Source organism: Streptomyces sp. NPDC037290 (assembly GCF_055603245.1).
Genome location: NZ_JBVJVZ010000023.1, coordinates 12074 through 30656, shown reverse-complemented (window position 1 = coordinate 30656; position 18583 = coordinate 12074). Strand labels below are relative to the sequence as shown.

The 18583-nt window shown below is 70.3% G+C and carries 17 protein-coding genes; 9 read left to right on the top strand and 8 right to left on the bottom strand.

Going from position 1 to position 18583, the window contains the following annotated elements:
• Nucleotides 1–31: 31 nt before the first annotated feature.
• From ACZ7HQ_RS38605 to ACZ7HQ_RS38590, 4 genes are all read left to right on the top strand, one after another.
• Nucleotides 32–910: a nucleic acid/nucleotide deaminase domain-containing protein gene (locus tag ACZ7HQ_RS38605; protein WP_471000210.1), complete on the top strand. Its 879-nt coding sequence runs from the start codon at nucleotides 32–34 to the stop codon at nucleotides 908–910.
• The gene (locus tag ACZ7HQ_RS38600) at nucleotides 907–2583 is read left to right on the top strand and encodes a WD40 repeat domain-containing protein (RefSeq protein WP_471000207.1); all 1677 of its coding nucleotides are present in this window, start codon (nucleotides 907–909) and stop codon (nucleotides 2581–2583) included. The genes ACZ7HQ_RS38605 and ACZ7HQ_RS38600 overlap by 4 nt, the downstream gene beginning before the upstream one ends.
• Nucleotides 2584–2708: 125 nt before the next feature.
• Nucleotides 2709–4367, top strand: coding sequence for a nucleic acid/nucleotide deaminase domain-containing protein (locus ACZ7HQ_RS38595; protein ID WP_471000205.1), 1659 nt, complete (start codon nucleotides 2709–2711; stop codon nucleotides 4365–4367).
• A gap of 20 nt (nucleotides 4368–4387) precedes the next feature.
• Complete coding sequence (locus ACZ7HQ_RS38590; RefSeq protein ID WP_471000202.1) at nucleotides 4388–4945, top strand: SUKH-4 family immunity protein; 558 nt, start codon at nucleotides 4388–4390, stop codon at nucleotides 4943–4945.
• Nucleotides 4946–4991: 46 nt separating this feature from the next.
• Here ACZ7HQ_RS38590 and ACZ7HQ_RS38585 read toward each other — a convergent pair whose 3' ends face one another.
• The gene (locus ACZ7HQ_RS38585) at nucleotides 4992–5966 is read right to left on the bottom strand and encodes a helix-turn-helix transcriptional regulator (protein ID WP_471000199.1); all 975 of its coding nucleotides are present in this window, start codon (nucleotides 5964–5966) and stop codon (nucleotides 4992–4994) included.
• Between the two features lie 72 nt (nucleotides 5967–6038).
• Between ACZ7HQ_RS38585 and ACZ7HQ_RS38580 the strand changes: the two genes are divergently transcribed.
• Nucleotides 6039–6425 carry a VOC family protein gene (locus ACZ7HQ_RS38580; protein ID WP_471000196.1) on the top strand — a complete coding sequence of 129 codons (387 nt, stop codon included), beginning with the start codon at nucleotides 6039–6041 and terminating at the stop codon, nucleotides 6423–6425.
• Between the two features lie 13 nt (nucleotides 6426–6438).
• On the opposite strand, the gene ACZ7HQ_RS38575 is transcribed toward ACZ7HQ_RS38580, so the two are convergent.
• Entirely contained in the window at nucleotides 6439–7590 is a 1152-nt protein-coding gene (locus ACZ7HQ_RS38575; protein WP_471000193.1) for a hypothetical protein, read from the bottom strand.
• A 141-nt stretch (nucleotides 7591–7731) separates the two neighbouring features.
• Between ACZ7HQ_RS38575 and ACZ7HQ_RS38570 the strand changes: the two genes are divergently transcribed.
• The 3 genes from ACZ7HQ_RS38570 to ACZ7HQ_RS38560 all read left to right on the top strand — a co-directional run bounded on the left by ACZ7HQ_RS38570 (nucleotide 7732) and on the right by ACZ7HQ_RS38560 (nucleotide 9990).
• Nucleotides 7732–8553 (top strand): DUF4253 domain-containing protein, encoded by an 822-nt coding sequence (locus ACZ7HQ_RS38570; RefSeq protein ID WP_471000190.1) that lies wholly within the window; start codon nucleotides 7732–7734, stop codon nucleotides 8551–8553.
• A 180-nt stretch (nucleotides 8554–8733) separates the two neighbouring features.
• Nucleotides 8734–9141, top strand: a complete 408-nt coding sequence (locus ACZ7HQ_RS38565; RefSeq protein WP_471000188.1) for a hypothetical protein — start codon at nucleotides 8734–8736, stop codon at nucleotides 9139–9141.
• Between the two features lie 3 nt (nucleotides 9142–9144).
• Complete coding sequence (locus ACZ7HQ_RS38560) at nucleotides 9145–9990, top strand: hypothetical protein (RefSeq protein WP_471000187.1); 846 nt, start codon at nucleotides 9145–9147, stop codon at nucleotides 9988–9990.
• A gap of 21 nt (nucleotides 9991–10011) precedes the next feature.
• On the opposite strand, the gene hemB is transcribed toward ACZ7HQ_RS38560, so the two are convergent.
• On the bottom strand, nucleotides 10012–11004 hold the full coding sequence (gene hemB, locus ACZ7HQ_RS38555) for a porphobilinogen synthase (protein WP_471000185.1): 993 nt from the start codon (nucleotides 11002–11004) through the stop codon (nucleotides 10012–10014).
• Nucleotides 11005–11233: 229 nt separating this feature from the next.
• Here hemB and ACZ7HQ_RS38550 point away from each other — a divergent pair, with 229 nt between their 5' ends.
• Nucleotides 11234–12226: a phospholipase D-like domain-containing protein gene (locus ACZ7HQ_RS38550; RefSeq protein WP_471000183.1), complete on the top strand. Its 993-nt coding sequence runs from the start codon at nucleotides 11234–11236 to the stop codon at nucleotides 12224–12226.
• A gap of 18 nt (nucleotides 12227–12244) precedes the next feature.
• Here the strand turns inward: ACZ7HQ_RS38550 and ACZ7HQ_RS38545 are convergent, their stop codons facing one another.
• The 5 genes from ACZ7HQ_RS38545 to ACZ7HQ_RS38525 form a co-directional block, all read right to left on the bottom strand.
• Nucleotides 12245–12910 (bottom strand): hypothetical protein, encoded by a 666-nt coding sequence (locus tag ACZ7HQ_RS38545; RefSeq protein ID WP_471000181.1) that lies wholly within the window; start codon nucleotides 12908–12910, stop codon nucleotides 12245–12247.
• 284 nt (nucleotides 12911–13194) lie between these two features.
• A complete protein-coding gene (locus ACZ7HQ_RS38540) occupies nucleotides 13195–14907 on the bottom strand; it encodes a bifunctional uroporphyrinogen-III C-methyltransferase/uroporphyrinogen-III synthase (RefSeq protein WP_471000179.1) in 1713 nt (570 codons plus the stop codon).
• A complete protein-coding gene (hemC, locus tag ACZ7HQ_RS38535) occupies nucleotides 14904–15863 on the bottom strand; it encodes a hydroxymethylbilane synthase (RefSeq protein ID WP_471000177.1) in 960 nt (319 codons plus the stop codon). The genes ACZ7HQ_RS38540 and hemC overlap by 4 nt, the downstream gene beginning before the upstream one ends.
• On the bottom strand, nucleotides 15860–17590 hold the full coding sequence (locus ACZ7HQ_RS38530; RefSeq protein WP_471000175.1) for a glutamyl-tRNA reductase: 1731 nt from the start codon (nucleotides 17588–17590) through the stop codon (nucleotides 15860–15862). Before ACZ7HQ_RS38530 ends, hemC begins: the two co-directional genes overlap by 4 nt.
• The gene (locus ACZ7HQ_RS38525) at nucleotides 17587–18348 is read right to left on the bottom strand and encodes a redox-sensing transcriptional repressor Rex (protein ID WP_471000173.1); all 762 of its coding nucleotides are present in this window, start codon (nucleotides 18346–18348) and stop codon (nucleotides 17587–17589) included. The genes ACZ7HQ_RS38530 and ACZ7HQ_RS38525 overlap by 4 nt, the downstream gene beginning before the upstream one ends.
• Nucleotides 18349–18583: the final 235 nt, after the last annotated feature.

Sequence of the window (18583 nt, the reverse complement as noted above, 5' to 3'; positions counted from 1 at the left end):
GTCTCCACAGACTCCAAGGGAGCCGACCCCGATGTCCGATCGAGTCCCCGACCCGTCCACGTCCCACTTCGGCCGGGACGGCATGCGCCGGTTCACGGTGCCGGCCTCCTACGGCGTCCAGCTGCCCGAAGCGACCCGCGAGGTGCTGACGGCCACGGGTGTGCCGCTGCACGTGCGGCCATACTTCGCGGCGGCGGGTGACACCGACGACCCGACCCTGGGAATGACGGCCGGGCACCAGGGGCTGACCGCACCGGCCGACGGCCGGGAGAGCTGGCTGCGGATCGGCAGCGACGCGCTGGCCCACCTGTGCGTACGTCCGGACGGGGCGGTACAGGCCGTGTTCCTGGGCTTCGGCGAGCCCGACATGTTCGTCAGCTCGAGCGTCCCGGCGTTCAACGCCTCCCTGGCGGCGCTGGACCGCCGCATGCCGGTGATCACCGCTTCGACCAGCCTCCCGGTGGCTGCGGCCGCGTTCCGCGAACTCAACGCCGAGCTGCGGCAGATCGACGGCGCCGCGTTCGAGGACCGCGAGAGCTGGTGGCCGAGGGTCCTGGACGACGTACGGCACACGCTCAACTTCCCGTTCTCCTCCGCCTTCGAGTACGTCGACGCGACGGGCGCCAAGCAGATCGTCACGGACGCGACGGGTCCAGGCCGTCCGCACCCGGAGGAACTCGTCTGGCAGCGGCTGCATGCGCAAGGGGTGGCCCCGGAGCAGGTCCGGCGCGTGTACTGCGAACTGGAACCGTGCATGATGCCGGGCCACTACTGCGCGGTCTGGCTGCAAGCGACCTTTCCGCACGCGGAGTTCACGCACAGCTTCGACTACGGCGACACGGCGGACTCGCGCGAGGAGGGTCTCAAGGAGTTGATCACGCACGCGGCCCGGCAGGCGGAGGGCCGGTGACCGAACTCAGCTGGTCCCGCCCGGCGGCGGGACGCGAACCGGCCGCCGCCGCTCTGCTGTCCTGGCTGGCGGACGAGAACGCACCCCGGCTGTGCGTCGTCACCGGAAGCGCGAGGTGCGGCAAGTCAACGCTGCTGGCGTGGCTGATCGGGCACGGGACGCGGGAGGGGACGCAGCGGGAGCGCCGGATACACGGTTTCGTACCGCTCGCCGGACAGACCGCGCTGACCGCCACCTGGGCGCTGGCCCAGCAGCTGTCGGTGGCCGCACGCACGCCGGGCGAGCTGGTGACCGCGCTGGCCGCCGACGAGCGCCGCACGGTGATCGCGCTGCCGGAGCTGCACGAGGCGAAGGAGGTGGGGCCGGTCACCGAACTGGCGCTGCTTTTGTCGGAGTTGAAGCAGGTCCGCCTGCTCGTCGAGATACGGAGCGACAGTCCGCAGATCGGAGCCTTCACGGCCGCCCCCTCTGCCGTGATGGACCTCGACCAGCGGCAGTGGACGGACCCCGAGCGGTACGCCGCCTGGGCCGCCACCCTGTCGGCCGACAGCCGGGCACCGTACGAACGCCCCGCGGACCCGGTCGACTTGGACGACCCCGCCGCGATCTGTGCAGCAGACCCCTGGCAGGTGTCCGTCGATTACGAGCGCTCCACGGACGCTCACGGAGGCCTGCGGGGGGCATGGCTGCGCGCGGGAGCCTCCCTGGCCCGGGAGCAGACACCAGCGAACCGTGCGGTCGTACTTCTGTCGGCCCTGGGCGACGACGCCGACCCGAGGCTCCCACAGGCGCTCGCCGCGCTGGCCGAAGGCGCCGCATGGCAGGTCGTCTGGCGCCGAGTGCGCGGCGATGTCCGTCCGCCGTGGCCGGGACCGGCACGTGCGCTGTCGTCCGGTCGCGGAAAGCTCGCCGGAACACTCGTCGTGGCCGATCACCAGGGCACGGTCCGCCTGCTCGACGAGTCGGACGCGGCTCCGGTCGGCCGGCTGCCGGAGCCTGTGCAGGACGCGCGCGCCGTCGCGGCAACGCCGGAGGGGGACGTCGTGGTCCTGGACGGGCACGGCCGGCTGCACGTCCGGCACAGCCCTTCGGCACCGAGGGCCACGGGCCTGGCCGCACTGCTGGCGGACGGGCCGACGACTCTGGAGCGGCTGACGGAGACGGCACAGGCCCAACTCGCCGCTCGCGCCGAAGCGTTGGCGTTCTGCGAGGGGCTGCTCGCGACAGGGGACGCCACGGGCCGGGTGCACGCCTTCTCCGAAGGCGACGCGGAGCCCCGGACCCTGGCGGTCCGGCTGCACGAGGGCGAAGTCGCGGCCGTGGCAGCCCTGCACCTGACCACGGCGTCCGAGGGCGAGCCGGGAATCCCCGTGGTCTACAGCGGTGGTCACGACGGCACGGTGCGGGTGTGGGGCCCAGGAGCCGACCCACTGGCCTCACCCGTCGGCTCGCGGCCATGCCCGGTGACAGCGCTGGCGGCAGGCACTACCGGCGACGGAACGGTGCTGGCCATCGGCTGGGCCGACGGACTGGTCGAACACCACACCCTGAGCGAGGAGAGCACAGTTCGCACGTACTGGCCGGGAGCCCCGGTGCACGCGCTGGCGGTAACCGCAACCGGGACGCTCCTGGTCGGCACTGACGAGATGCTGGTGCATCTGCGCCCGGTGTGAAACCGGACCGAGTTGTCACAGTGATGCCATAGAGGTGGCGTGCACCCTTGCCCCTCAACCTCCTTTCATCGCTAGGGTTTTACTGCTCATATGATGATCGGGAAGGCGAGGGAGCGTCACGGGGGATGGGCTACACGATTCCGGACTGGCTGGACCAGGTCCTCGACTACATCGGCATCCACTTCCCGAACGTCGACGAGGACGACTACCGCCACATGGCCACAGCCATGCGGGAGTTCGCCGACAAGTTCGAGGGACACGGCGCGGACGCGCACAGGACGGTCGAGCAGATCCTCGCCTCCTCGCACGGCTGGGCCGTCCACTCGATGCAGGCCCACTGGAACCAGGTCAAGGCCGGCCACCTGGACAAGATCCCGGAGCTGGCCCGCCTGTTCGCCGACGCCCTGGACGTGGTCGCGGACATCGTCTTCGGCATGAAGACGAAGGCCGAAGCCGAACTCGCCGTCATGGCCGGCTCCGTGGGCCTCTCGGTCGGTCTGGCCTTCGTCACCGGCGGTCTGTCCGCCGTGCTCGGCGCGGCGGAGGTCACGGCCATGCGGCAGTTGGTGAAACGAATCATCGACGAGGCCGCCGACCAGATCGTGAACGAGCTGATCGCCAAGGTCACCGAGCCGGTCAACGCCAAGCTGGAAGCGATGATCGAGGACGCAGTCCTCAACCTGGCGGAGGACGCGTTCACCTTGCCGCCCGCCCCGTCCGGGCCGGGCGGCGGAAACGGCAACGCCGGCGGCGGGCACGGCCACGGGCACGGCCACGGCGGCATGAAGCTGGCCTCGGCGGGAGCCGGAACCAGTGGCATGGAACTGGCCTCCGCATCCGGCGGCCCGGGCTCGGGTGCCGACCTCCACATCGACCACGAGGAGTTCGAGAGCGGCGCCGGCAAGCTCTCCTTCCATGGCAGCGAACTCCACCTGAACAGCTCGGCCCCACTCGGCCGGGCCAGGGGGCTCTTCGGGCGGACCAAGGGCAAGGACCCGTTCACCCAGGCCTTCGACTCGATGATCCACGGCGCCCTGAAAGGCTGCGAGAAGGCTCTCGGCAAGATCGGCAAACACCTCACCGAGGTGCTCCCCAACCGCGCGAAGGCGGTCTCGCGGCTGCACAAGGCCCATGACAACGAGGTCGGACTGCGGCTCAAGGGCATCAGGACGGGCAAGGACGGCGAGCAGCGTGTGTACCTGATGCACGCCGACGGGTCCGTGCAGCGACTGCATACCGACGGCGGTACGGCAGAGCTCGACGACCACGACAGAAAACGTCTTCACGGAGTCGTCGACGACGACGGCCGTTTCTACATCCCTTCGACGCAGAAACAGAAGTCGGAGTTCTACGCCGAGCAATCCCATAAGAGCAGGGTCAAGTCCAAGAAGATCGATGCATCCACCAGCGATTTGGCCCGGGCCACACAGGCAGCCCGTGTCGCGCGGGATGACTTCGATGGGACGAACTATGCGGCAGGTCGCTACATCGACGCCGGCGGCAGGGAATCAATTCTCGTCGGCTACAGCAACAAACGGGGGCATTCCGAGCGAATGATCGGGTTCCCGATCCTGCACTCGGATCAAGGGCACAGACTTAAAGAAATATTCACGGAACGAGAACCCTGCCAGAAGAATCCGGTGTGTGCTCGCTGGCTGAGCTACCATTTCGGAAAGGATTTCAAGGTCACCCACGCCGCGGACTACTACGACCAGAACATGAAGACCACCAACACGGAACACACCAAGTACGTGAACGGCCTCAAGAAAGCCCTAGGGCTTTAGCGGCACGCTAGGATACACCCATGCATTTTACTGTCACCCCTACCGCCATGCTCGATGCCTACGGGTTGACCAATGTGGTCTACTATCCACAATTCGCCGTCGATGGACCCGTAGATTCACGCGCTGCGTCCCTCCTCAGTTCCGTCGGACTTCCGCACTCGGAAGTCTTCACATCCAAAGAGGATCCGGAGGACCCGTACGAGCCGGGCTTCGACCCGCTCGTCATCGGCAGCCGCTTCGATCATTACGGCTGGTCATGCCCGGAGGAAAGCCGGACATGGTGGGTGCTGGGATACCTGTTCACCTCGCTCATTGCCCTCGACCCACACTCAGGAAAGGTGTACGCATTCCCTGAGAGCGAATCGCAGTATATCCTCCTGCATCGCGACGTCGAATCGCTTCTCTTCAGTCTGATCGAGTTTCGCAAGCTCGAAGTGGATCACGACAACAACATGGACCGAACGGAACTCTCCGAACGTTTCCGGCGCGTGGTCGGCGCCTTCGATCCCACACCGTTCACCGAGGAGGAGTCTCAGTGGAACCTGTCGCTCGAGGAATTCGAGAACGGCATGTGGTGAGACTCCGGTGGATTTGATCAAGGCGCTCGCAGTCTGCCAGCGGCCATCAGTCAAAGAGCGCGTCCGCGTCGCGCGCGTTCTCCTCGGCCAGCTCCCGGGCGCGCCGTGCCAGCGCCTTCCGTACCGAGTCGGGTTCGAGGACCCGTAGGGGTGAGCCAAGAGTGAGGAGATAGCGGGCGAGGCCCTCCGGGTCGGGGCCGCCGATGTCGACCAGGGTGGCGTCGGGGCCGTCGGGGCGGTGGGTGCCGACCGTGGGCGGGATCAGCCGTAGCGCCTCGCTCAGGGGGACGGGGAGGCGGATGGCCGCCGACAGCGGGTAGGGGCCGTTCGCGATGTTGCGGGAGACCAGGTGTCCCGGGTCGGGTGGGTTCGTAAGGTCCGCGGGGTGGCCCGTGGGCTGGAGGCGGTCGACTCGGTCGGCGCGGAAGGTGCGCCACTGGTCTCGGGTCACGTCCCGCGCGACGAAGTACCAGCGGCGGCCCGTGTGGACGAGGCGGTAGGGGTCCACGTCCCGGACCGTGACCCGCCCCTCGCCGTCGGTGTACGACAGCCGGGCGCGTTCGCCCTGGCGGCAGGCGACCGCCAGCTCCAGCAGCAGGCCCGGCCTGATCTGAGGGCCGTCGGCTCCAGGGAGTCGTACGAAGGCGTCGTCCAGCTCGCCGAGACGGTCCGCGATGTGCCGTGGGAGCACCTGCCGCAGTTTCAGCAGTGCCGACAGCGCCGCCTGGTCTCCGCCGAGCGCGTCGCTCAGGGCCGCCTCGCGCAGCCCGACCGCCACGGCCAGCGCCTCCTCGTCGTCCAGGATCAGCGGCGGCACGCGGGAGCCGGCGCGCAGGCGGTAGCCGCCCCAGGGACCGGCCTCGGAGTCGACGCGATAGCCGAGTTCCCGGAGCCGTGCCACGTCCCGCCGGACCGTACGGTCCGTGACCTCCATGCGCTCGGCCAGCTCGGCGCAGGTCCAGGACGGGCGGGCGGAGAGCAGGGACAGCAGCCGCAGGAGGCGGGCGGACGAGCTGAGCACGGCGGAAAGTCTGGCACGTTCCCCGGATGACCAGGACCGGAACTGTCCTGGTCATGTCCTAGCGTCCTCCCCATGACCACAGAGACGTCTTCCGCACCCGCCTTCCGCTACGCCGCCGTCACCTTCGACTGCGCGGATCCCGCCGAAATGGCCCGCTTCTACGGCGAGCTGCTCGGTATGTCGGTCCTCTTCTCCACGGATGACTTCGTCCTGCTCGGCAAGGAAGGCGCGACCGGCCTCGGCTTCAACCGCCTCGCCGACTACCGCCGGCCCACCTGGCCGGACCCGGCCCAGGAGAAGCAGGCACACATCGAGCTGGGCGTGGACGACCTGGACAGCGCCGAGAAGCGACTGCTCGAACTGGGCGCCACCAGGGCGGAGTTCCAGCCGGGCGGGGAACGGTGGCGGGTGTTCCTGGACCCCGCCGGTCACCCGTTCTGCATCACGACGCTGGTGTAGTCAGTCGCCGGGATCAGTTGCTGATGAGGGCTCCTTGGACAGGATCCCGGCGTGACCGCCGGCCCCGTCCTCCACGTGGCGCCCGCTGGGGCCAGAGCAGCACATACGCCGCCGAGCCGAGGCAGAAGGCCAGGCGTATGAAGCCCTGGACCGAGTCCGACGGGACCAGCAGGGCGCTGCCGTAGAGGGAGATGAGCGCTATCCAGCTGACCCACGGGACCAGGCGGCGCTGGCCGATCGAGTCCCAGATCAACGTACCCAGCAGGACCGAGGCGTTGTAGTAGGTGTACACGCTCGGGTCGAGCAGGATGCGGGCGTCGACTGCCAGGAAGACCACCGCCGGCCAGCGGCCCCGGCGTACCGCCAGTGCGCCGAGGCCCATGCCGAGGGCCATCTGGGCGGGGCGGTCCCACCAGGGGGTCGCGGGGTCGTTCACACCGAACCAGCGGAGTGAGGAGGCGGGTTGGTTGGGGATGGTGAAGCGGGCGGCGTGCAGGGTGTCCAGGTGGGTCAGGTAGAAGGGGAGCCAGGCCACCGCCACCAGTCCGAAGGTCCAGGCCGCCGCGCGCAGGCGGGCCGGGCGGGGCAGGGCCAGGAGAAGGGGGAGGAAGCCGACCGCCCAGGGCTTCGAGTCGACCGCCAGCGCCAGGAGCACGCCCGTCGCCGTGGCGTTGCCGCGGACCAGCGCGCGGACGGCGAGGGTGGTGAAGAACAGGGCCAGGACGTCGTCGAGGTGGGCGAAGCGGACCGACACCTCGACCCACATGGGGATGAAGGCGGCGCCGGCGATCAGGACACGCTGTTGGAGCCGTTTGTGGTTGACGCCCGTGCCGAGGTAGTGATCGGCTGCGGCGCGGCCGACCAGGACGAGCATGTACAGGCCGAGGCCGGACATGAACGCGTCGGCCAGTTTCTCACCTACGTCGGCCGGGAACGGTGAGAAGAGACCGGCCACCACGAAGCTGACGGGACCGATCTGCAGCTCGGGGTGGTTGGCGTAGAGGGCGAGGCCGCCGCCCGTCCTCTGGCCGAAGAGGAGTTGTTGCCCGGTGGTCAGGTAGTGCCAGGACACGGCCGCGTGGCGCTCGGCCACGACGAACCAGATGGCCGTCCACAGGGTGAGCAGCACGATGTGCCATCGCACCGGGTAACGCCCGATCCGCACGTTCCGTCCTTCCCCTCACCCGTCATCCCGTCACCCGTCCCCCATCACAGCATCACCTGGTAAGAGAGGGTTCGGCGGGCACCGGTTCATCGGGAGGGGCGGCCAACGGCGTTGTCAGTGGCGGCCTTTACAGTCACGGGCATGGCGACTCTTCCCAATCCGCTGCCCAAGCTGGCCACCGACCCGAGCGGGCGTTCCCTCGGACTCCAACTGCCGCCGGGCAGGCTCGTCGACACGGCGTACGACGGCCCCGGGCGCGAACCCCTGCTGTGGTACGCGGAGAAGCCGGCCGCGCCGGGCACCTGGAAGGCGCTGGGTGCACCGGCGGCCCGCGCCGGTCTGCTGCCGGTGCTCGTGGACGCCGGCGGCGCCGTGGGCGGCGTGGAGGAGTGGATGCTGCTGCCCGCCGAGACGTCGTACCCGGGAGATCACGACGCCGAGGACGTCCTCGCGGAGTACTGGGAGGAGGAGACGGAGGACGGGGAGGTCGTGGACGACATCGAGCCGTTCGGGGCCGCATGGCCCGGCCTCGCGCCCGCCCCCGCCGCCCTCTCCGCCGACCCGGACACACGCGCCGCCCAGGTCGCCGACGCGCTGGTGCAGGACCCGGAGTCGGAGGTCGAGGAGCCCCACCTCGCGCTGGTCCCGGCCCGCCGGTCCGCCGACGTCCCGGCGGCGATCGGCTGGACCGGCCCGGTGAACTACGAGGGGGACGTGGCCCGGATGTGCGCGGTGCTGCGCTCCTGGGAGGACCGCTTCGGCATACGGGTCGTGGCCCTCGGTCTGGACACCCTCGTCCTGTCCGTCGCCGCCCCGCCGGCCACGCAGGAGGAGGCCGAGGCCGTGGCGGCGGAGCACTTCGCCTTCTGCCCGGACAACGTCCTCCAGGGCGAGCAGGACACCCTCCGCGCGTACGCGAAGGACCTGGTCGGGGAGCCCGTCTGGGCCTTCTGGTGGGACTGAGCTGCACGCTTGCGGCCCGTCCCACCGCGCCGCCGTCCGCGCAGCCCTTCCGTGACCTTGTTTCCGGTCGCGGAAAAGGACGCGCCTCTGTCATGATCTGACTTCGCGTCCGGTCGGGCACGCCCTCGCTACACGCGAAGCCGCCAAGTGCCCTACGGGGAAGTGTGGTTGGAGGAACGTATGGATGTCTCACTTGCGCAGTCGGTGGCCGCGGCCGTCGGCCAGGGCGCACTGGACGCCGTGGGAGCGAGGGCGCTGGAGGCCCTGCTCGACATGATCCGGCACCGGTTCCGCCGCGACGAGGAGGCGCTGTCCGCGCTCGACAACGCGGCGACGGACACCGCGCCGCTGGTCGCCTCGCTGGACCGCTACATCCAGAGCGACCCGGCGTTCGCCGAGGACCTGCGCGACTGGCTCAAGGAGGCGCAGCGGAAGGGGGATGGCGCGCCCCCGACCCAGCTGGTGCACAGCAACCAGATCTCCGGCAGCACCGTGCACGGAGCCGTCGTCCAGGGACAGAACATCACGAACGTGGGGAACGCCAAGGGCCGCTTCTCCCTTCGCGGCCTGTTCGGCGGGAGCGACTGACCCGTGGAAGCACCCTCCTCGTCCGACCGCACCAGCAACGAGATCTCCGGTGGCTCCCAGGTCGCAGGCAACGCCTACCAGGCGAAGCACATGCACTTCGGCGGCCGTTCGGCCGGGCTCACGCTCGTCGGCCTGGCCGCCATCGGGGCATTGACCTATCTCGTCGTGCACGCGGGCTCGGGCGCGGGAGGAGGACAGGTGCCCGCCGAGTCGACGCACAGCCCGACGGTCGCGAGCGCGTCTGCGTCCCCGTCGTCCTCGACGTCGCCTTCGGGGACGGCGAGCACGTCCGCCGACAGCAAGCCGAAGGCCGAGGCTCCTGCTGCCTCGCCGGACGAGCCGAAGGCCGCCCCGAAGACAGCGACGCCGAGCCGCCCGTACTCGGGGCAGCACCTCTACTGCGGATCTTGGAGAGGCTCACCGCCAGGGTCGAACCTCCTGGCAAGTGCCTGCACTCAAGTCACCGGTCACGACGCGGCGTTCGGCGTCATGCTGAAGAACGTCGGCAGGAGCCAGATCACCGTCGGCATGACGGTGAAGTACGTCCACGGCACGACGCTGGACTGCCCGGGCGGGGGATATACCTCGCGAGGCATCAGGATCGACCCCGGACAGACCTGGTACAGCGACCTCGGGGGTTGCTCCGTGGGCAGCCTGAACGACGGAACCAGTTTCCAGGCCTCCGCCGTGGCACTGGAGACATCCGACGCGCACGCCTCCCTGAACCTGGGAGGTACGCGCTACTCCCCCACCGCAGCCTTCAACAGCGCCGGCGAGCTGAGGTGCAAGAACGGCAGCAGCTGGAGCTCTTGCGACGACCTGTGGCCGTACCCTCCCCAGCAGGACTGACCCCCGGCCCCCCGCCTCCCGTCAGCGCAGCCCCCGCGCCACCTCCGTGGCCCAGTAGGTCAGGATGTTCCGCGCCCCGGCGCGCTTGATGCCGGTCAGGGTCTCGAAGATGGCCCGGTCGCGGTCCACCCAGCCCTTCTCGGCGGCGGCCTCGATCATCGCGTACTCACCGGAGATCTGGTAGGCGGCGACGGGTACGTCCACGGCGTCCGCGACCCGGGCCAGGATGTCGAGGTACGGTCCGGCCGGCTTGACCATGACCATGTCCGCGCCCTCGGCGAGGTCCAGTTCCAGCTCCCGCAGGGACTCGCGCCAGTTGGCGGGGTCCTGCTGGTAGGTCTTGCGGTCGCCCTGCAGCGAGGAGGCGACGGCCTCGCGGAAGGGGCCGTAGAACGCGGAGGAGTACTTGGCGGTGTAGGCGAGGATCGCCACGTCCTCGCGCCCGATCTGGTCCAGCGCGTCGCGGACGACGCCGATCTGGCCGTCCATCATCCCGCTCGGCCCGACCACGTGCGCACCGGCGTCGGCCTGCACCTGGGCCATCTCGGCGTACCGCTCCAGAGTCGCGTCGTTGTCGACGCGGCCCTCGGCGTCCAGGACGCCGCAGTGCCCGTGGTCGGTGAACTCGTCCAGGCACAGGTCGGACATGACGAGCAGGTCGTCGCCGACCTCGGCCCGTACGTCGCGCAGCGCGACCTGCAGGATGCCGTCCGGGTCCGTGCCGACCGTTCCCTGCGCGTCCTTCTTCGCCTCCTCCGGCACGCCGAACAGCATGATCCCGGAGATCCCGGCCGCCACGGCCTCCGCCGCCGCCTTCTTCAGGCTGTCGCGGGTGTGCTGGACGACTCCGGGCATGGCGGCGATCGGCACGGGCTCGCTCACGCCCTCCCGGACGAACGCCGGAAGGATGAGGTCGGCCGGGTGCAGGCGCGTCTCGGCGACCATGCGGCGCATGACGGGCGAGGTCCGCAGCCGCCGGGGACGCGTACCGGGAAAGGATCCGTACTTCGTCATGCCTCCTACGCTACGCCCGCCCGGCCCGCGCCTTTGCCGACGGCCTGTCGGCCCGGCGGCGGGTTCATAGGGAGCCCGCAGACAGCCCATTCACGCGCATAGCGGCACGCTCATACGAAGTTTTTGCGCTCCCCTGGCCGTCCTTGGAACCGCCCGCCTCCCCAGCGTTCTACGCGCGTGGTGTCATGCACCCGCCACCCCCTCCCCGTCCGTCCGACAGGAGTCACGCATGCTGCGGAAGGCCCTCACCCGCGCGGCCATCGCCCTCGCCGCCGGCACCGCCGTCGTCGCCACGGCCGTCCCCGCGAACGCCGCGAGCTACTCCGCGTTCACCTTCTCCCAGACCGGCAGCCAGCCCACGATCTACGACTTCGTCAACTCGGCCACCAGCACGCTCGACATGACCATGTACGAGCTGGAGGACACCACGGCCGTCAACGACCTCATAGCCCTGAAGAACAAGGGCGTCACGGTCCGCGTGATACTCGACCGCCAGCACCAGAGCGCCAACGACTCGGCGTACACGTCCCTGCGGAACGCGGGCGTGGGCGTCGTCTGGTCCTCCTCCGCCTACGTCTACACCCACCAGAAGACGATCACGGTCGACGGCACGAAGTCCCTGGTCATGACAGGCAATCTGACGTCCCAGTACTACACGACCAGCCGGGACTACGGCGTCTTCACCGACGACACCCGCGACGTGGCGGCGATCGAGAAGGTCTTCAACGCCGACTACACGGCCACCTCGGTCACCCCCACCGACGGCGACCACCTGCTCTGGTCCCCCACCGACTCCCGCAACCGCCTGGTGTCCTTCATCAACTCCGCGACCAGGACCCTCGACGTGGAAGAACTGGAGTTCAGCGACAGCACGGTGGTCAACGCGATCGTCGCCCGCGCCAAGGCCGGCGTGAAGGTCCGCGTGGTCCTGGAGAATCCTTCCAGCTACTCCAGCCAGGTCTCCGCCGTCAAGGCCGCCGGCGGCACGGTCGTCGGCTACTCCGACCCCAACGGCTTCTACATCCACGCCAAGGCGATGGTCGCCGACTACGGCCTGACCACCCAGGAGGCCGAGGCCGGCTCCATGAACATCAGCAGCAACTCCCTCAGCAACAACCGCGAGCTGGGCATCATCCTGACCGGCACGGGCGTGGCCCAGCCGGTCGCCCAGACCATCGAGACGACGTTCAACAGCGACTACGCGGGGGGTACGGCGGCCTGACCGGACAGCGGCCAGCGGTCACCCTGCGCCGAACTCCGTGAGCACACGGCCGGCGAGCCGGCCCCGGTCGCTGTCGCGCGGCACACGGGAGCGGAACTCCTCCAAGCGGCGGACCACGCCAAGCGGAACGTGCTCCGCTCCCGTCTCCTCCACCACTCTGCCGACCGCCCGCAATCCCCAGTACTGGTTGAAGGCGAGTGGTTCGACGGTCACTACCTCGACCAGCGTGCCGAGCAGCTCCGGTTCGGGCACCGCGAACAGGCGCGCGTAGGCCGCGAGCCGCAGCCCGGCGTCCTGCGAGCGCAGCAACGCCTCCGCGTCGAAGTCGCGCACTCGCTGGGTCGCCCGCACCAGGCGGGCGAAGATCTGATCCATCCGGTGGGTCCGCGCCGGCCCGCCGCGCAGCTCGTCGCGTACCTTCACATACTCGGCCGCCAGTTCCCGGACCGCGTCCGACGCGGCCGTGTCGTCCACGGCACCGCCCGGTCCCTCACCGACGAGAGCCGCGTTCGCCGTCCGCTGGACCGCCTCCAGCCGCCGCTGCATGTCCTGGAACTCGATCTTCCCCAAGCCCGGCACGTCGATGCTGCGGATCAGATCCCCGAGCCACGGCATCGCCGCCACCGCGAGCAGTGCGACCGTGACCCCGTCGATCTTCAGCCCAGGTGCCAGAACATGCAGCACAGCGGCCGCAAACCCGAAGCATGTCAACGCCACCGCCGCAGCACGCCGCCGTAACCAGCGGGCTGCACCCTCACGTCGTCGAACTCCCCCACCCATGCCGGTCAGCATCGCAGAGACGAGATCACACCGAGGGCGATTCGGTCAGGAGTGGTTGCGGGGACGCAGCGGGCAGGCATCCCAGAAAAGCGGCGTAATCGCGCCTGGGCGAGCTTCGCGCCGTACGCCTCGCAGCGCTGACGGCGCAAAAAGGCGGAGTGCCCCGGCAAGGAGCACTCCGCCACACCTCACGTAGTCGACCGACGCCTCCGCGCCCCCGGCCGCCGCTCGCTCGGCCGAGTCACCGGATCCCCGGCCTCCAGCGCGGCAGCCCGCCGCTTCATGCCGAAGTCCGCCAGCGCCTCCGCCAGCTTGTGCACCGACGGCTCCGGTGCCATGACGTCCACCCGCAGCCCGTGTTCCTCGGCCGTCTTCGCCGTGGCCGGGCCGATGCACGCGATCACCGTCACGTTGTGCGGCTTGCCCGCGATGCCGACCAGGTTCCGGACCGTCGAGGACGAGGTGAACAGGACCGCGTCGAAGCCGCCGCCCTTGATCGCCTCGCGGGTGTCGGCCGGGGGCGGCGACGCGCGGACCGTCCGGTAGGCGGTCACGTCGTCGACCTCCCAGCCCAGCTCGATCAGACCGGCGACCAGGGTCTCCGTGGCGATGTCGGCACGGGGCAGGAAGACGCGGTCGATCGGGTCGAACACCGGGTCGTACGGCGGCCAGTCCTCCAGCAGACCGGCGGCCGACTGCTCGCCGCTCGGCACCAGGTCCGGCTTCACGCCGAAGGCCACCAGCGCCCTCGCGGTCTGCTCGCCCACCGCAGCCACCTTGATACCCGCAAAAGCCCGAGCATCAAGGCCGTACTCCTCGAACTTCTCCCGCACCGCCTTCACCGCGTTGACCGACGTGAACGCGATCCACTCGTAGCGGCCCGTCACCAGGCCCTTGACCGCGCGCTCCATCTGCTGGGGCGTGCGCGGCGGTTCCACCGCGATCGTGGGGACCTCGTGCGGCACGGCACCGTAGGACCGCAGCTGGTCGGAGAGCGACGCCGCCTGCTCCTTCGTGCGCGGCACGAGCACCTTCCAGCCGAACAGCGGCTTGGACTCGAACCACGACAGCTGGTCGCGCCGGGCGGCGGCGCTGCGCTCGCCGACCACGGCTATCACCGGCCGGCCGCCGTCGGGGGACGGCAGCACCTTCGCCTGCTTCAGGGTCTGCGCGATCGTGCCGAGCGTCGCCGTCCAGGTGCGCTGACGGGTCGTCGTACCGGCGATCGTCACCGACAGCGGGGTGTCCGGCTTGCGGCCCGCCGAGACCAGCTCGCCCGCCGCCGCGGCGACCGAGTCCAGGGTCGTGGAGACGACGACCGTGCCGTCCGAGGCGCCGACCTCCGTCCAGCAGCGGTCCGACGCCGTACGGGCGTCCACGAAACGGACGTCCGCGCCCTCGGCGTCCCGCAGCGGCACACCGGCGTACGCGGGCACACCGACCGCCGCCGCGACGCCCGGGACCACCTCGAAGGGCACACCGGCGGCGGCGCAGGCGAGCATTTCCTCGACCGCGTACGTATCAAGTCCCGGGTCCCCGGACACCGCACGCACGACCCGCCTGCCGCCCCGCGCAGCCTCCATGACAAGATGAGCGGCATCCCGGGCAGGGCCCGGGACAGCGGCGGTGGTTGACGTGCCGTCAACGACCGTCAGCTGGGGCGTGCCCGTGCCCGGCGGCGACACCGAGGAGGAGTCGCCGTCCGTCGGCACGACGGAGACGCCCTGTCGGGCGTGCGTCCGGATCACGTCGAGCACCTCGTGCTCGGCGACCAGGACGTCCGCGTTCGACAGCGCCTCCACGGCGCGCAGAGTCAGCAGTCCCGGATCTCCGGGTCCGGCACCGAGGAAGGTGACGTGCCCGTGTTCAGGACCGGCGGCAGGAAGGGCGGTGGGGCTCAATGTGCTCGCTCCCCCATCAGACCGGCCGCGCCCTGGGCGAGCATCTCGGTGGCGAGTTCGCGACCGAGTGCCATCGCCTCGTCGTGCGTCTGGGGCACGGGACCGGTGGTGGACAGCTGCACCATGCGGGTGCCGTCGGTCGTGCCGACGACGCCCCGCAGGCGCATTTCCTTGACAAACTGCCCGTCGGCCAGCAAGTCGGCCAGCGCGCCCACAGGGGCGCTGCAACCGGCTTCCAGGGCGGCGAGCAGTGACCGTTCGGCGGTCACGGCGGCCCGTGTGAACGGGTCGTCGAGTTCGCCGAGCGCCGCGATCAGGTCCGCGTGGTCCGCGGCACACTCGATCGCCAGGGCCCCCTGGCCGGGGGCGGGCAGAACCGTGTCGACCGACAGGAAGTCGGTCACCTCGTCGATCCGGCCGATCCGGGTCAGTCCGGCGGCGGCCAGGACGACCGCGTCGAGTTCGCCGTCGTGGACGTACCGGATGCGGGTGTCGACGTTGCCGCGTATCGGGACCGTCTCGATGTCCAGGCCGTGGGCGCGGGCGTACGCGTTCAGCTGCGCCATGCGGCGCGGCGAACCGGTGCCGATGCGCGCGCCGCGCGGCAGGTCGGTGAACTTGAGGGCGTCACGCGCGACGATCACGTCCCGCGGGTCCTCGCGCACCGGTACGGCGGCCAGGACCAGCTCCTCGGGCTGCGCGGTCGGGAGGTCCTTCAGCGAATGAACCGCGAAGTCGACCTCGCCCCGCACCAGCGCGTCGCGCAGCGCCGTGACGAACACGCCGGTGCCGCCGATCTGCGCCAGGTGCTCGCGGGAGGTGTCGCCGTAGGTGGTGATCTCGACCAGCTCGACGGGCCGCCCGGTCACCCGGCTCACGGCTTCCGCCACCTGACCGGACTGGGCCATGGCGAGCTTGCTCCGCCTCGTCCCCAGTCTCAAAGCCTTGTCACTCATGCCGGTCGGTCCTTCTTGTCTGTGCTGTCCCCGGCCCGGGAGACGGAGGCGACCGTCTCGGGGTCGAGGTCGAACAGGGTGCGCAGCGCGTCCGCGTACCCGGCGCCGCCGGGCTCGGCCGCGAGCTGCTTGACCCTCACGGTCGGCGCGTGCAGCAGCTTGTCGACGACCCGGTGCACGGCCTGGCGGATCTCGCCGCGCTGGCGTTCGTCCAGGTCGGGCAGGCGGCCGTCGAGCCGCGCGATCTCACTGGCGACGACGTCGGCGGCCATGGTGCGCAGCGCGACCACGGTCGGCGTGATGTGCGCCGCCCGCTGCGCCGCGCCGAAGGCCGCGACCTCGTCGGAGACGATACGCCGGACCAGGTCCACATCGGCCGCCATCGGCGCGTCGGCGGAAGCTTCCGCCAGCGACTCGATGTCCACCAGCCGTACCCCGGCCAGCCGGTGCACGGCCGCGTCGATGTCGCGGGGCATGGCCAGGTCGAGGAGGAAGAGGGAGGGCGCCGGACGCTCGGCCACCGGCTCCGGCCTGCGCCGCTCGGGGATCCGGCCCACGGTGGCGGCGGTGGCGGCGAGCGCGGTGATCAGCTCGGCGTCCGCCTCGGGCGTACGGCGCTCCCGGCGGTCCACCGTGCCGCCCGCCACCCAGGCCGCGTGCTGCTCCAGGGTGGCCGCGTCCATGCCGGCGACCGCGGCCTCGCCCATCACGGAGAAGCCGGGCTGTACGGCGGCCAGGTCCAGCGGGCAGTTCTCGTCGGTGCCGACGCCGGTGGGCGGCAGCGGAGTGGCGGTGGTCTTCGAGGCCGGGGCGACGGTGGCCTTCGAGGCCGTACGGGCGCTGCCGTCCTCGGCCGGACGACCGATCTCGGCGACGGGGGCGCCGGTGCGGCCCTCGACCGCCTGGGCGACCGCCTCCGCCGTGAGCACCAGGCCCGTCGCCCCGGTACAGGAGACGATGACGTCGGCACGTGTCAGCTCGCCCGGTATGGCGTCCATCGGCACCGCGCGGGCGGTGGCCGTGTTGTCCTCGGCCTCCGTCAGGATCTGGGCGAGCCGCTCGGCCCGGTCCAGGGTGCGGTTGGCGACGACGACCTCGGCGACTCCGGCCCGCGCGAGTGTGGCCGCGGCCAGCGAGGACATCGAACCGGCGCCGATGACCAGCGCCTTCTTGCCATCGGCCCAGGCGGGCACCGGGACGGTGACGGCCAGCTGCTCCAGGCCGAAGGTGACCAGGGACTGGCCGGCGCGGTCGATTCCGGTCTCGGAGTGGGCGCGCTTGCCCACCCGCAGGGCCTGCTGGAACAGGTCGTTCAGCAGCCGTCCGGCGGTGTGCAGCTCCTGTGCCCTGGCCAGCGAGTCCTTGATCTGCCCGAGGATCTGTCCCTCGCCGACGACCATCGAGTCCAGGCCGCAGGCCACCGAGAACAGGTGGTGGACGGCACGGTCCTCGTAGTGGACGTAGAGGTAGGGGGTCAGTTCCTCCAGGCCGACGCCGCTGTGCTGGGCGAGCAGTGTGGACAGCTCGGCGACACCGGCGTGGAACTTGTCCACGTCGGCGTACAGCTCGATGCGGTTGCAGGTGGCGAGCACCGCGGACTCGGTGGCCGGCTCGGCGGCGACCGTGTCCTGGACCAGCTTGACCTGGGCGTCCGCGCTCAGCGCGGCCCGCTCCAGCACGCTGACCGGCGCGCTGCGGTGGCTCAGTCCGACGACGAGGAGACTCATGCCGGCATCACGGCGGGTACGTCCCCGTCGGGCCCCTGGTCGGCGGAGGTGTCACGGGTGGTGGCGGGCAGCGCGCCGTCGCCCGCTGCGGTCTCCTCGCCGGCCTTGCGCTGCTCGTGGAAGGCGAGGATCTGCAGTTCGATCGAGAGGTCGACCTTGCGCACGTCGACGCCGTCCGGGACGGACAGCACGGTCGGCGCGAAGTTCAGGATGGAGGTGACCCCGGCGGCCACGAGCCGGTCGCAGACCTGCTGGGCGACTCCGGCGGGGGTGGCGATGACGCCGATGGACACCCCGTTGTCCTTGATGATCTTCTCGAGGTCGTCCGTGTGCTGCACCGGAATGCCGGCGACCGGCTTTCCGGTCATCGCGGGATCGGCGTCGATGAGGGCGGCCACGCGGAACCCGCGGGAGGCGAACCCGCCGTAGCCCGCGAGGGCGGCGCCGAGGTTGCCGATACCGACGATGACAACCGGCCAGTCCTGGGTCAGGCCGAGTTCACGGGAGATCTGGTAGACGAGATACTCCACGTCGTAGCCGACACCGCGCGTTCCGTAGGAGCCCAGGTACGAGAAGTCCTTGCGCAGCTTGGCGGAGTTGACCCCCGCCGCCGCGGCCAGTTCCTCGGAGGAGACCGTGGGTACCGAGCGCTCCGACAGTGCGGTCAGGGCTCGGAGGTACAGCGGAAGCCTGGCGACGGTGGCCTCGGGAATCCCTCGGCTACGGGTCGCCGGTCGGTGTGTTCGGCCAGTTGCCACGGTGCTCCTGCGGGTAGAGCGGGGCTGCGGGCGGTCATACGTCCCCAGACCGCCCCGTCGACAGCAGGCTATGTCTTTGTGAACGCGTGCACAAAGATGGTGTCCGATTTGCCCGGCAGAAGTGACCGGGGTCACGCACCAAGGGCGCCCTGGTCGGGAACCGGCACATACGCACCGCCGTTCCTTCGTTACTGGGGGCAAAACCGCACACTCTCCTCACGAATCTCGCCCCCGA

Coding starts and splice junctions, on each gene's coding strand:
- ACZ7HQ_RS38550 (WP_471000183.1), top strand. CDS start 11,234: ATGCTGCGGAAGGCCCTCACCCGCGCGGCCATCGCCCTCGCCGCCGGC.
- ACZ7HQ_RS38605 (WP_471000210.1), top strand. CDS start 32: ATGTCCGATCGAGTCCCCGACCCGTCCACGTCCCACTTCGGCCGGGAC.
- ACZ7HQ_RS38595 (WP_471000205.1), top strand. CDS start 2,709: ATGGGCTACACGATTCCGGACTGGCTGGACCAGGTCCTCGACTACATC.
- hemB (WP_471000185.1), bottom strand. CDS start 11,004: ATGACGAAGTACGGATCCTTTCCCGGTACGCGTCCCCGGCGGCTGCGG.
- ACZ7HQ_RS38590 (WP_471000202.1), top strand. CDS start 4,388: ATGCATTTTACTGTCACCCCTACCGCCATGCTCGATGCCTACGGGTTG.
- ACZ7HQ_RS38530 (WP_471000175.1), bottom strand. CDS start 17,590: ATGAGTCTCCTCGTCGTCGGACTGAGCCACCGCAGCGCGCCGGTCAGC.
- ACZ7HQ_RS38570 (WP_471000190.1), top strand. CDS start 7,732: ATGGCGACTCTTCCCAATCCGCTGCCCAAGCTGGCCACCGACCCGAGC.
- ACZ7HQ_RS38565 (WP_471000188.1), top strand. CDS start 8,734: ATGGATGTCTCACTTGCGCAGTCGGTGGCCGCGGCCGTCGGCCAGGGC.
- ACZ7HQ_RS38580 (WP_471000196.1), top strand. CDS start 6,039: ATGACCACAGAGACGTCTTCCGCACCCGCCTTCCGCTACGCCGCCGTC.
- hemC (WP_471000177.1), bottom strand. CDS start 15,863: ATGAGTGACAAGGCTTTGAGACTGGGGACGAGGCGGAGCAAGCTCGCC.